12 protein-coding genes are annotated in these 12,558 nt (G+C 72.0%); 1 reads left to right on the top strand and 11 read right to left on the bottom strand.

Annotated elements, in window-relative coordinates:
* Positions 1-67 precede the first annotated feature (67 nt).
* Entirely contained in the window at positions 68-901 is an 834-nt protein-coding gene (locus tag OG206_RS17630) for a diacylglycerol kinase (RefSeq protein ID WP_327117137.1), read from the top strand.
* 112 nt (positions 902-1,013) lie between these two features.
* On the opposite strand, the gene OG206_RS17625 is transcribed toward OG206_RS17630, so the two are convergent.
* From OG206_RS17625 to pyrE, 11 genes are all read right to left on the bottom strand, one after another.
* Positions 1,014-2,219: a cytochrome P450 gene (locus OG206_RS17625; RefSeq protein WP_327117135.1), complete on the bottom strand. Its 1,206-nt coding sequence runs from the start codon at positions 2,217-2,219 to the stop codon at positions 1,014-1,016.
* Positions 2,220-2,228: 9 nt separating this feature from the next.
* Positions 2,229-2,897, bottom strand: coding sequence for a response regulator transcription factor (locus OG206_RS17620; RefSeq protein WP_327117133.1), 669 nt, complete (start codon positions 2,895-2,897; stop codon positions 2,229-2,231).
* Positions 2,894-4,213, bottom strand: coding sequence for a histidine kinase (locus tag OG206_RS17615; RefSeq protein ID WP_327117131.1), 1,320 nt, complete (start codon positions 4,211-4,213; stop codon positions 2,894-2,896). The genes OG206_RS17620 and OG206_RS17615 overlap by 4 nt, the downstream gene beginning before the upstream one ends.
* Before the next feature lie 74 nt (positions 4,214-4,287).
* Entirely contained in the window at positions 4,288-5,163 is an 876-nt protein-coding gene (locus OG206_RS17610; RefSeq protein ID WP_327117129.1) for an alpha/beta hydrolase family protein, read from the bottom strand.
* Positions 5,164-5,278: 115 nt separating this feature from the next.
* Complete coding sequence (gene kynU, locus OG206_RS17605) at positions 5,279-6,466, bottom strand: kynureninase (RefSeq protein WP_327117127.1); 1,188 nt, start codon at positions 6,464-6,466, stop codon at positions 5,279-5,281.
* Entirely contained in the window at positions 6,459-7,307 is an 849-nt protein-coding gene (locus tag OG206_RS17600; RefSeq protein WP_327117125.1) for a tryptophan 2,3-dioxygenase family protein, read from the bottom strand. The genes kynU and OG206_RS17600 overlap by 8 nt, the downstream gene beginning before the upstream one ends.
* 155 nt (positions 7,308-7,462) lie before the next feature.
* A complete protein-coding gene (locus OG206_RS17595; protein ID WP_327117123.1) occupies positions 7,463-7,876 on the bottom strand; it encodes a DUF3151 domain-containing protein in 414 nt (137 codons plus the stop codon).
* Between the two features lie 3 nt (positions 7,877-7,879).
* Positions 7,880-9,370 (bottom strand): MFS transporter, encoded by a 1,491-nt coding sequence (locus tag OG206_RS17590; protein ID WP_327117121.1) that lies wholly within the window; start codon positions 9,368-9,370, stop codon positions 7,880-7,882.
* A 152-nt stretch (positions 9,371-9,522) separates the two neighbouring features.
* Complete coding sequence (locus OG206_RS17585) at positions 9,523-10,737, bottom strand: MalY/PatB family protein (protein WP_327117119.1); 1,215 nt, start codon at positions 10,735-10,737, stop codon at positions 9,523-9,525.
* 57 nt (positions 10,738-10,794) lie between these two features.
* Positions 10,795-11,826 (bottom strand): class II fructose-bisphosphate aldolase, encoded by a 1,032-nt coding sequence (gene fbaA, locus OG206_RS17580; protein WP_327117117.1) that lies wholly within the window; start codon positions 11,824-11,826, stop codon positions 10,795-10,797.
* 166 nt (positions 11,827-11,992) lie between these two features.
* Positions 11,993-12,532, bottom strand: a complete 540-nt coding sequence (gene pyrE / locus OG206_RS17575) for an orotate phosphoribosyltransferase (protein WP_327117115.1) — start codon at positions 12,530-12,532, stop codon at positions 11,993-11,995.
* Positions 12,533-12,558 lie beyond the last annotated feature (26 nt).

The raw sequence follows: 12,558 nt of genomic DNA, 5'->3' as shown, positions 1-12,558 counted from the left end.
GACGAAGCCCCTGGCGCAATAGCGCAAGGGGCTCTTGCACCAAGATGCTACCCGAGGAAGGACCGAGGTGTCGGCTGCAGAGCCCCCCGGCGACGGCGACCACCAGCTACTCGTGCTCATCGACCCCCTTGCCCGCCGCTACGACGGCGAATCCGTGCGCATCGCGAAGGACGTGCTGAGCGCCGGCGCGCACACCAGGATCTGCCTCCCGGACAGCCCGGACGAGTTCGCCCGGGCCCTGTCCAGGCGTGGCGCCAGACGGCCGGTGGTCGTCGGCGACGACCACGCACTGCTGCGGGCCGTGTCCCAGCTCCACCGGGAGCGGGAGCTCTCCGACGGGGCCCTCTCCCTCGTCCCGGTCGGCGCCGCGCACACGCTGGAGCTCGCGCACGCGCTGGGCGTGCCCCGCGGCGCGGTCGCGGCAGCCCGCGCGGTCCTCGACGGGACGGTCCGCAGACTGGACCTCCTGGTCGACGACAGCGACGGTGTCGTCCTGGGCGACCTGCGCATCCCGGCCGTGAGCCCCGCACCGGACGCGCCCCACACCATGTGGGACACCTGTCGCACGCTGATGGCCGCCCTGGTCCGCCCGGCGCCGCCCTCCCCCTCCTCGCCGCCCCGCGCGCACCGGCTCCGCGTCGAGGCGGACGGTGTCCTGCTGAACGACCTGGACCGGCCGGTCGAGGGCGTCTCCGTGACCACCCAGGGCGACGGCGGGCTGGCGGACGTGGTGATCCACACGACCTCGGGCGAGACCGTCACCGCCGAGGCCAAGGCGGTGACGGTCGCCGGCCCCGACTTCCGCTACCGCGCGGACATACAGGCCGCGGGCCCGGTCAGGACCCGGACCTGGACGGTGCGCGCGGGGGCCTGGGGGCTGGTGCTTCCCACGAACGGCTGACCGACGGCCCAACCACGCGTCAGGGCTTCTCCGTCCTGCGGACTGCCTTCCTGCTGCTCGTGGGGTGCCTGAGCACGGCCCCGGCCCCCCACGGCGCTCCGGGACCGCCCGCTCAGACCTCGACCAGCAGCTCCTTCAGCCCCCGGATCACATATCCCGGCTTCCACTCGGGCTCCGCCACCAGCCGCATGGCAGGGGCCCGGCGCAGGAGCTCGCCGAAGGAGGCCGCCATTTCGAGGCGGGCCAGCGGGGCGCCCAGGCAGTAGTGGATGCCCGCGCCGAACGAGATGTGCGGGTTGTCCTCGCGGGACAGGTCCAGCGTCTCCGCGTCGCCGAAGCGCTCCGGGTCCCGGTTGGCCGACGCGAAGAGCAGCGCGACCTGCGACCCGCGCGGGATGACGGTGCCGTCGATCTCGATGTCGTCCAGGACCCAGCGCGCGAACATGGGCACCGGGGTGTCGTAGCGCAGCAACTCCTCCACGGCGGTCGGCAGCAGGTTGTGGTCGGCGCGGAGGGAGGCCAGCTGCTCCGGGTGCCGGAAGAGCATCCACCACCCGTTGGCGGTGGCGTTGACCGTGGCCTCGTGGCCGGCGTTGAGCAGCAGCACGCAGGTGGAGATGATCTCCTGCTCGGTGAGCCGGTCCTCGTCGTCGTGGGCGGCGATGAGCGCGGTGATCAGGTCCGTGCCCGGGTCCGCACGCCGCGCGGTGATCAACTCCCGCAGATACGCGGAGAACTCGGCCGAAGCCCGCACGGCGGCCTGCGCCGTCTCCTCCGGCGGATTCAGCTCGAACATCCCGCAGATCGCCGCCGACCAGGGCCGCAGCAGGCCCCGGTCCGACTCCGGCACCCCGAGCATCTCGGCGATGACGGCGACCGGCAGCGGTTCGGCGACCTCGCCGAGGAGGTCACCGCCGCCGGCGGTCACGAAGTCCCCGACCAGTCCGGCGGCCAGCCGTTCCACGGTCGGGGCGAGCGTCTCGACCGTGCGGGGCGTGAAGGCCTTGGCGACGAGCCGCCGGATCCGGGTGTGGTCCGGGGCCTCCAGGTCGAGGATCCCGTTCCCGTTGAGTGTGTGGAACGGCTCGTGAGCGGCCGGCGGCGCGGTGACACCGAACTCGTCGTGGCTGAAGCGGTGCAGGTAGGTCCGCCCCAGCCGCCGGTCGCGCAGCAGCCCGGAGACGTCGGAGTAGTGCGGGACGAGCCACTGCCCGGTCGGCTCGAAGTAGTGCGCCCGGCCGGTGGCACGCAGCGCGGCGTAGGCGGGGTACGGGTCGGCGACGAACGCCGGGGACCAGGGGTCGAAGGACACGTGCATGGGGCGACGCTATCCGGGGGTGACCAGCCGCGCCTCGTACGCGAACACGGCCGCCTGGGTCCGGTCCCGCAGCCCCAGCTTCACCAGGATGCGGCTGACGTGCGTCTTGATGGTCGACTCGGCGACGACGAGGTGCGAGGCGATCTCCAGGTTCGACAGCCCCTGGGCGATCAGCACGAGCACCTCCGTCTCCCGTTCGGTGAGGTCCCCGATCCGGGCCATGGCGGGAGGTCTCGGCGCCTCCGCGATCTTCGAGAACTCGTTGATCAGCCGTCTCGTGACGGTCGGAGCGAGGAGCGCCTCTCCGGACGCCACCACCCGTACGCCGTCGGCGAGTTGCCGTGCCGAGGCGTCCTTCAGCAGGAAGCCCGAGGCTCCGGCGCGCAGTGCCTGGTAGACGTACTCGTCGAGGTCGAACGTGGTCAGGACGAGCACCTTGGCGTCCGCGTCGGCGGCGACGATCTCGCGGGTCGCCTCGATGCCGTTGAGCTCCGGCATGCGGATGTCCATCAGCACGACGTCGGGCCGGAGCGCCGCGACCTGGGAGACCGCCTGCCGGCCGTCCACGGCCTCACCGACGACCTCGATGCCGGGCATCGCGTTGAGGAGCACGGAGAAGCCCTCGCGGACCATCATCTGGTCGTCGACGATCAGTACCCGGATGGGCGAGGCGTTCATGCCACCTCACCGGACCCGACGCGCTCGCGCTCCACCGGCACGGGGAGGAACACGGCGACCTCGTAGCCGCCGTCCTCCGTCGCTCCCGCCGTCATCTCGCCGTTCAGCATCGCCACCCGCTCCCGCATCCCCGTGATCCCGTGCCCGGCCCCCGGCGACGGCTTGACCAGTCCTCGCGCCGGGCCGTTGACGACCCGCACGCCCAGCCCGCCGAGGACGTAACCGATCTCGACCTTCGCCGCGGCGCCGGGAGCGTGCCGGAGCGTGTTGCTCAACGCCTCCTGGACGATCCGGTAGGCCGACAGCTCGACCCCCTGCGGCAGCTCCCGCACGGCGCCGGTGACCGTCTTCTCGGTCTCCAGTCCGGTCTCGCGGACGTTGTCCAGCAGCCGGTCGATCTCGGCGAGGGTGGGCTGAGGGGCGTCCGGCGCCTCGTAGTCCTCCGCCCGTACGACCCCGAGGACACGGCGCAGCTCGGTGAGCGCGGCGACGGCGTTCTCCCGGATCGTGACGAACGCCTGCTCCAGTTCGGGCGGCGGATTCTCCACCCGGTACGGGGCCGCCTCGGCCTGGATCGCGACGACGGACATGTGGTGCGCGACGACGTCGTGCAGCTCACGGGCGATGGTCGTGCGCTCCTCGAGTAGCGTGCGCCGGTCGCGTTCGACGGCGGTGACGGTGCGCTGCACGGTGACCTCGCGCTGCGCCTCGAGGCGGGTCTGCACGACGGTCACGACGAGCAGGGCGAGCGCGGACGTGAAGGCCATGCCGCCATTGGTGGAGGAGGGGTTCCAGGGGCCGATGGTCTCCATGAAGGAGCCGGTGAAGAGGGTGATCACCCACATCCAGGCCGCCGTACGCGGCCTGGTACGCGCGGCGACGACGATCAGGACGCCGAGGTGGCACGCGAAGGCGTTCGGCGACCACGGCCAGTTCCCGCTGCCGACCACGGCCATCACCGGGGCCGACGCGATCGACACCCAGAACGCGAGAACGGGGCGGACCAGCGTCATCAGCAGCGTGGCGGCGGGCAGGAACGCGGTGATGGCGGTCGCGATCCCGAAGGGCGAGTAGGTGTTCGTCTCGAAGACCCCGACCAGCAGCGAGATCAGCGCGACCGCCCCGACCACCGCGTGCGGCGTCCAGACCGCCCGCTCCCGGATCGCCTTCGGAAGCCGCCGGATCACCGGGCCGCCGGTGCCCAGCGGTTCCAGCGGCCGGTAGTCGAACACGTTGTGGAACAGGTCCTGCCGCAGGCCGCCTATCGCCCCTGCGGCCAGCCGGAACTCCGGGCTTCGTGTCTTGGTGTCGGTCACACGTCCAAGGTAGGCGTACGCCTTGCCCGCGGTCGTCAGCAGTGATGCGGATCCCTGGCCGTCCGTCGCAAGTACTACCAGGCCAACTGGGCGATCTCCTCGGCCACCACGGCGCAGGCGTCCGCCGCCGGGTCGATCAGCGGGAAGTGCCCGACACCGTCGAGCAGCGTCAGCCCCACCACCTCGCCCGCCTTCGCCGCGGCGTCCACGAACGCGTCGCTGACGGCCGCCGGGACGGTGGTGTCCTCCACCCCCTGGACGACGGTCGTCGCGATGCCGGTCGGCAGCAGCAGGGCGGGGTCGACGTGGGCGCTCCGCGTCTCGAAGTCCTCCCCGTCCCCCAGGAGCTGGTGCAGCGCGCCTGAGCAGATGTCCAGCTCCACCGCACTCGCGAAGTCGGCGATCGGCGCCAGCGCCACCACGCCGCGGTACGGGGGCGAGACCGGCAGCCGCCACGGCGAACCGTCCGGAAGAACGTGCCGGGCGGCGGCCCACAGCGCCAGGTGCCCGCCCGCCGAGTGTCCGGTGACGACGGTCCTGCGCACATCGGCCTGCGGAAGCTCCCGGGCCGTCAGGGCCGGCAGCGCGTCCATCGCGGCGGCCACGTCGTCGAAGGTCTCGGGCCAGCGTCCCGCCACGGGTCCGTCCCCGCCCTGCCGGGGGATCCCGCCGCCGCGCCGGTACTCGACGCTGGCCACCGCGAAGCCGCGCCGGGCAAGGAAGTCCGCGAAGGGCGACACGTGCTGCCGGTCGTACGGGGCGCGGTACGCCCCGCCGTGCAGCACGACGACGAGCGGTGCGCCGTCCCGGCCGTCGCGCGGGGCGAAGAAGTCGATCACCTGGTCCGGATGACTGCCGTAGGCCGCGGTCCGGTCGGGGGCGACCGCCGGATGCCCGAAGGCCGACTCGGCCTCGGCGGCGTCCCGTTCACGCGCGGCAGAATCCGACATGATGCTCCAACCGTCCTACGCCTGTGCCCAACTGGACTGACCTGCGGGGACGGTACCAGTACGGGGGCCCGCCGCAGCACCGTCCCTGATCCCGGTCCGGCGCTGCGGCGGACGCTCAGACCGCCAGCACCTCGGCGAGGATCCGCGCCGCCCGCTCCGCTTCCGCGAAACCGACGTACAGCGGGGTGAAGCCGAAGCGCAGGACGTCCGGGCGGCGGAGGTCGCCGACCACTCCGCGCTCGATGAGCACCCGCATCACCGCCTCGGCGTCGTCACACCGGAGCGACACCTGGCTGCCGCGCTCCGCGTGGGCCTCGGGGGTGGCCGAGGTGACCCTGCCCTCGGGGACGTACGCGGCGACGCACTCCAGGAAGAAGTCCGTCAGCGCCAGGGACTTGGCCCGGACGGACTCCACCGTGACGCCGTCCCACACCTCCAGCGACGCCTCCAGTGCCAGCATCGACAGGATGTCCGGGGTGCCGACGCGGCCCCGCACGGAACCGTCGGCGGGCTCGTAGCCGGCGGTCATCGCGAACGGGTCGGCGTGCGAGGTCCAACCGGGCAACGGCGAGTCGAAGGCCGCCTGGTGGCGTTCGGCGACGTACAGGAAGGCCGGCGCACCGGGCCCGCCGTTCAGGTACTTGTACGTACAGCCGACGGCCAGGTCCACGCCGTGCACGTCGAGTCCGACGGGCAGGGCGCCCGCGCTGTGGCACAGGTCCCAGACGGCGAGCGCACCCGCGTCGTGGACCGCGGCGGTCAGACCGGGCAGGTCGTGGAGCCTGCCCGTGCGGTAGTCGACGTGGTTCAGCAGGACGACCGCGGTACGGGGTCCCAGCGCCTCTCGTACGTCGGCCGGGGCGACCGGCACGATGCGGTGGCCCGTCAGCCGGGCCGCCGACTCGGCGATGTACCCGTCCGAGGGGAACGTCGTGGCGTCGACGAGGATCTCGTCACGGCCGTCGGAGGCCATGCGGCTCGCGGCGACGACGGCCTTGAAGACGTTCACGCTGGTCGAGTCACCCACCACGACCTGCCCGGCGGCGGCACCGACCAGCGGGGCGATCCGGTCGCCGATCCGTTCCGGCGCGGTCCACCAGCCGCTCTCCGTCCAGGAACGGATGCGCAGGGAGCCCCACTCGCGGGTGATGACGTCCTGTACCCGCCCGGGCACGTGACGGGGCAGCGCGCCCAGCGAGTTGCCGTCGAGGTAGACGGTGTCGTCGAGGACGAAGAGCTCGCGCAGGGGAGCCAGGGCGTCGGCGGCGTCGAGCGCTTCGGCGCGCTCCTTGAAGTCAGACATGGCTGCGGGCCGTCCAGAGCTCGGGGAACACGTTCTTCGTCGCCCGCTTCTCCAGCCAGGCGACCCCTGCCGAGCCGCCGGTCCCGGTCTTCGAGCCCATGGCCCGCCGGGTGGCGGTGAGGTGGTCGTTCCGCCAGCGCCAGACCAGCTCGCCGACGTCGGTCAGGACCTCGCCGAGCCGCACGAGCTCGTCGTTCTGGTCGGGATTGGCGTAGATCTCCGCCCAGGCGGCCTCGACCGCGGCGGAGGGCTCGTACTTCTGTGAGAGGTCGCGTTCGAGCACCGACCGCGGTACCGCGTAACCACGCCTGGCGAGCAGGGCGAGCGTCTCGTCGTACAGGCCAGGCTGGTGGAGCGCCTTCTCCAGCTCCGCGTGGACACGGGGCGCGCCCCGGTGCGGCACGAGCATCGACGCGGACTTGTCGCCGAGCAGGAACTCCATCCGGCGGTACATCGCCGACTGGAAGCCGGATCCCTCGCCGAGCGAGCCGCGGTAGGAGTTGAACTGGGCAGGCGTGAGGCCCGCCAGCGGCTTCCAGGAGGCGTTCAGCGCCTCCAGTTCCCGCAGTGAGCGCTTCAGCGCGTCGCGGGCGACCGGTATGCGGTCCTCGCGCAGGGCGTGCGCCGCGGTCTCCCACTCATGGACGATGACCGTGAACCACAGTTCCATGACCTGGGTGGTGACCAGGAAGACCATCTCGCCGGGATCGTCCGAGCGGAGGTGCTGGAGATGGGTCAGGACATCCGCCTGGACATAGTCCTCATACGGAGTCGTTCCCTCGAAGTCCAGGTGCGGAGTGTCCGCGCCGGTGGCTTCGGGGTCGGGGTGAACCGTCGACATTTCTGTCTCCTCGACACGAGCTTCCGGGTAGCGGTCCGCCCCTTCCTCGCAGGTGGTGGAGCTCCGGTCCCCTCCACAGCATCCTAACGGCCTTCCGCGGCACGTGCCCGGGCCCCGGCGGGCAGCGGCCCGCCGGGGCCCGGGATCGGGGAGCCTCAGCTCAGGATGTCGGCCGCGGTCTGCGACGAGTCCCGCAGGAACGTCGAGCAGCGCTCGTACTCGTCCTGCTCACCGATCGCCTGCGCGGCGCGCGCGAGGGCGTGCAGGGCCCGCAGGAAGCCGCGGTTCGGCTCGTGCTCGAAGGGGACGGGGCCGTGCCCCTTCCAGCCCGCCCTGCGCAGCGCGTCGAGGCCGCGGTGGTAACCGGTGCGGGCGTACGCGTAGGACTCGACGACCCGGCCGCCCTCGAACGCCTCGTCGGCGAGCTGCGCCCAGGCCAGCGACGACTTGGGGTACTTGGCGGCGACGTCGGCGGGTGCCGCGCCGCCCGCGAGCAGCTCGCGCGGCTCCGGGTCGTCGGGCAGATGGGTCGGGGCGGGGCCCCCGAGCAGGTTCTCGTGGATCGACATGGGTCAAGTGTGCCTGGATTCCGGTTCCGGCTCCAAGGGCGGGGCCACGACGCCGCAGTGCATCGTGCACGCCGGCTGCTGCTCGGGCCCGGGCTTCGCGACCTTCCGCAGCGACCACCAGGCGATCGCCGCGCCCACCGCGAGCAGCCCCGCACAGATCGGCATAGCCCGCCGGAACGTGGAGGCGAACTCCCCGGCATCCCGGTACGCCTCCGGGCCCATCCCCGCCAGCAACGGCAGCGCGGCCACGGCGAGGAGCCCCGCGGCCCGCGCGGCAGCGTTGTTGACCCCGCTGGCGAGACCGGCCCGTCCGGTGTCCACGGCGGCCAGGACGCTGGCGGTGAGAGGCGCCACGAGGGAGACGAGGCCGACGCCCAGCACCAGCACGGCGGGCAGGACGTCCAGCGGGTACGAGGCGCCGGGTCCGACCCGCAGCATCAGGAGCATTCCGGCGGCCGCCAGCAAGGAACCGACGGTGAGCGGGATCCGGGGGCCGATGCGCCGGCCGATCTCGCCGGAGGACGCCGAGAAGAGCAGCATCAGCACCGTCGTGGGCAGGAGTGCGGCCCCCGCTCCGAGCGCCGAGTAGCCGGCCACCACCTGGAGCTGGATGGCCGACAGGAAGAAGAACCCGCCGAGGGCCGCGTACACACAGACCGTGACGATGTTGACGGACGTGAACTGCCGGGACGCGAAGATCGACGGCGGAACCATGGGGTCGGCGAGGTGCCGCTCGACGCGGACGAACGCCGCCGCCAGGACCACACCGCCGACCGCCGCTCCGATGACCGGGGCGGACGCGCCCCGCCCCGGGATCTCGATCAGCGCGTAGGTGATCAGGGCGAGCGCGAGGGCGGCCAGCGCGGCCCCGAGCACGTCGAACCGGCCGTGTGCGCGCGGGTCCCGGGACTCCGGTACGTGCCGCATCGCGACGGGCACGCAGACGGCGGCGATCGGCAGGTTGATCAGGAAGATCCAGCGCCACCCCGGTCCGTCCACCAGCCACCCGCCGAGGAACGGCCCGACCGCCGCCCCGACCCCGCCGAGCCCGGACCAGAGGCCCACGGCACGGGCCCGGTCGTCGGGGTGGAAACTCGCCTGGATGATCGCCAGCGACCCCGGCGTCAGCAGCGCGCCGCCGACGCCCTGCAGTGCCCGCGCGAGGATCAGCATCGCCGCGTTCGGCGCGATCCCGCACAGCAGCGAGGCGAGTGCGAACCAGATCACCCCGATGACGAACACCCGCCGCCGCCCGAACCGGTCCCCGAGCGCGCCCCCGAGCAGGATCAGCCCGGCGAGGGTGAGCGTGTAGGCGTTGACGGTCCACTGCAGGCCGGCCAGATCGGCGCCCAGGTCCTCGCCGATGTGCGGCAGGGCCACGTTCACGACCGTGGAGTCGAGCAGCGCCATGCTCGAACCGAGCACGGTGGTCAGGACGACCCACCGCCCCACGGGCGAGGCAACCCGGATCCCGTCGGCGTCCGCATCAGTCATGGCAGCAGCATCGCGGCTCCCACCCCCCGAGAGCCACCGCGACACCGCCAGGCGCCCGCCCGTCCCGGGCGGAGCCCGATCATGCGGTCCCTCCGCCGCCGGAGGAGCGGGGCCCGGTCACCCATGCCTTCGGACACCGGGGGATCCCCGGTTCACCGCACCGCCCCGATCCCCCGCACCAGCGCCGACACCCCCGCCTCGACCTTGCTCCGGGCGCATCCCACGTTCAGGCGCAGGAATCCCGGCGCCCCGTACACCGCGCCCGGCATGATCGCGACCTTCTCCCGCTCGATCAGCACCCGTTGCAGCGCCTCGTCGTCCACGCCCAGCGGGCGCAGATCGATCCACGCGAGATAGCCCGCCTGCGGGGGTTCCCACGCCAGTTCGGGGAACGCCGAGTTCAGCCGTTCCGCGACCAGGGCGAGGTTTTCCGCGACGTACGCGCGAACCGCGTCCAGCCAGTCCGCCCCCTGCCGGTACGCCGCGATGTGGGCCGTCAGCGCCAGCACCGCCGGGGAGGCGAGACCCTCGCCCGTCTCCATGCGGCGCAGATACTCGGCCCGGTCGGCGGGGTCGCCGATCAGGCCGTACGAACCGGTCAGCGCCGGAAAGTTGAAGGACTTCGACGCGGACGTGATGACCGCCCACCGGCCGGGGACCTCACCGGCACCCTCTGCCTCGAAGTCGTCCGCGACGCGTGAGTACGGCACGTGAACACGCCCCCCGTGCACGAAGTCCGCGTGGATCTCGTCGCTGATGACCGCCACCCCGTGCCGCCGGGCCAGCACCGTCATCTCGCGCAGCTCCGCCTCCGTCCACACCCGCCCCGTCGGGTTGTGGGGCGAACAGAGCACCAGGACCCTGGCGTCCGCCCGCGCCAGTTCACGCTCCAGGGCGTCCACGTCCCCCACCGGCACCCCCCGCAGCTCACGACCGAGCCCGGTGATCGCCTTGCGGAAGCCGTCGTACGTCGGCGTGTGGACGACCACACCGTCGCCCTCGGCCGTCCACATCTGGAGCAGCTGCGAGAACTGGCTGAGCACGGACGGGCCGTAGACCAGCCGGCCGGTGTCGATCTCGGCGCCGTACCGGGTCGCGTACCAGTGCGCGACGGCCGACCGGAAGTCGTCCTGCTGCCACGTGGTGTAACCGAGAACCCCGTGGTCGAGGCGCGCGCGCAACGCCGCCAGCACCTCGGGCGCGGTCTCGAAGTCCATGTCGGAGATGGTGAACGGCAGCAGCCCGTCCACCCCGAACCGCTCGGCGACCCCGTCCCACTGGACGCACCAGGTGCCCCGGCGGTCGATGACGGTGTCGAAGTCGTAGCGCACAGGCGTGCTCACAGGGGGTCTCCATCCTTCGGACATGGGGCGGGCCCGGCCCCCCGAAGGGTGACCGGGCCCGCCCGTACGTCCAAGACGTACTTACTTCAGCTTGGTGCCGGCGGAACGCAGGTGGGAGCAGGCTTCCGTGACGCGCACGGCCATGCCCGCCTCGGCGGACTTGCCCCAGCTGCGCGGGTCGTAGACCTTCTTGTTGCCGACCTCGCCGTCGACCTTCAGCACGCCGTCGTAGTTGCGGAACATGTGGTCCACGATCGGGCGGGTGAAGGCGTACTGGGTGTCGGTGTCGAGGTTCATCTTCACGACGCCGTTCTCCAGCGCGGTGGCGATCTCCTCGGCCGTGGAGCCCGACCCGCCGTGGAAGACGAAGTCGAACGGCTGGCTTCCGGCGGGCTTGCCGTACGTGGAGGAGACACCCTCCTGCAGGTCCTTGAGGAGCTCGGGACGCAGGACGACGTTGCCCGGCTTGTAGACGCCGTGGACGTTGCCGAAGGACGCGGCCAGCAGGTAGCGGCCCTTCTCGCCCAGGCCGAGGGCCTCGGCAGTACGCAGCGCGTCGTCGACGGTCGTGTACAGCTCGTCGTTGATCTCGTGCGTGACGCCGTCCTCCTCGCCACCGGTCGGGGTGATCTCGACCTCGAGGATGATCTTGGCGGCGGCGGCCTTGGCCAGCAGCTCCTGGCCGATGGCCAGGTTGTCGGCGAGGGTCTCGGCCGAGCCGTCCCACATGTGGGACTGGAACAGCGGGTTCAGACCCTTGGCGACCCGCTCGGCGGAGACGTCGAGCAGCGGCCGCACGTACCCGTCCAGCTTGTCCTTGGGGCAGTGGTCGGTGTGCAGCGCGACGGTGATGTCGTACTTGGCAGCGACGATGTGCGCGAACTCGGCGAGGGCCACCGCGCCCGTCACCATGTCCTTGTTGTACTGACCGCCCAGGAATTCGGCACCACCGGTGGAGATCTGGACGATGCCGTCGCTCTCCGCCTCCGCGAAGCCGCGCAGTGCAGCGTGCAGGGTCTGGGTCGACGTCACATTGATGGCCGGGTAGGCGAACTTGCCTGCCTTCGCCCGGTCGAGCATCTCGGCGTAGACCTCGGGGGTTGCGATGGGCATCTGTCCGCTCCTTGGGATGTGCGGGTGTGCGGTGCTTGGTCCCTGACCTGGGGGCGACGTCATCGTCGCCCCCATCTTCCCAGACTCTCGCTCCGGCTCCACCCTGCCCGTCGGACAGGGCGCCCTGTTTCACGTGAAACAGGGCGCCCGGCGACGAAACAGCAGGTCAGGACAGGTCGAGGTCCGCCACCGAGTAGACGCTGACATACGGCAGACCGGCCTCGGCGATCGCCGGAGCGGCACCCCGCTCCACGATCGTGGCCACGGCCACGACCTCGCCGCCGGCCTCACGGACCGCCTCGACGGCGGTGAGCGGCGAGCCGCCGGTCGTCGAGGTGTCCTCGACGACCAGGCAGCGGCGGCCCTTGACGTCCGTGCCCTCGATCCGGCGCTGCATCCCGTGGGCCTTCTGCGCCTTGCGGACGACGAAGGCGTCCAGGCGCTCGCCGCGCGCCGCCGAGGCGTGCAGCATCGAGGTGGCGACCGGGTCGGCTCCCAGCGTCAGCCCGCCGACGCAGTCGTAGTCGAGTTCGGCGGTGGCGTCGAGCATCATCCGGCCGACCAGCGGCGCGGCCGTGCCGTCCAGAGTGATCCGGCGCAGGTCGATGTACCAGTCGGCTTCCAGCCCCGAGGAGAGGGTCACCTTGCCGTGTACCACGGCCTTGTCCTTGATCTGCTGGAGCAGCTCAGCGCGTACGTCAGTCATGTCAACGAGGGTAAGCGCTGCCGTCC

Origin of the sequence: Streptomyces sp. NBC_01341 (genome assembly GCF_035946055.1) — a bacterium.
Taxonomy (GTDB): Bacteria; Actinomycetota; Actinomycetes; order Streptomycetales; family Streptomycetaceae; genus Streptomyces.
This window is presented reverse-complemented; position numbering and strand designations above follow the sequence as displayed.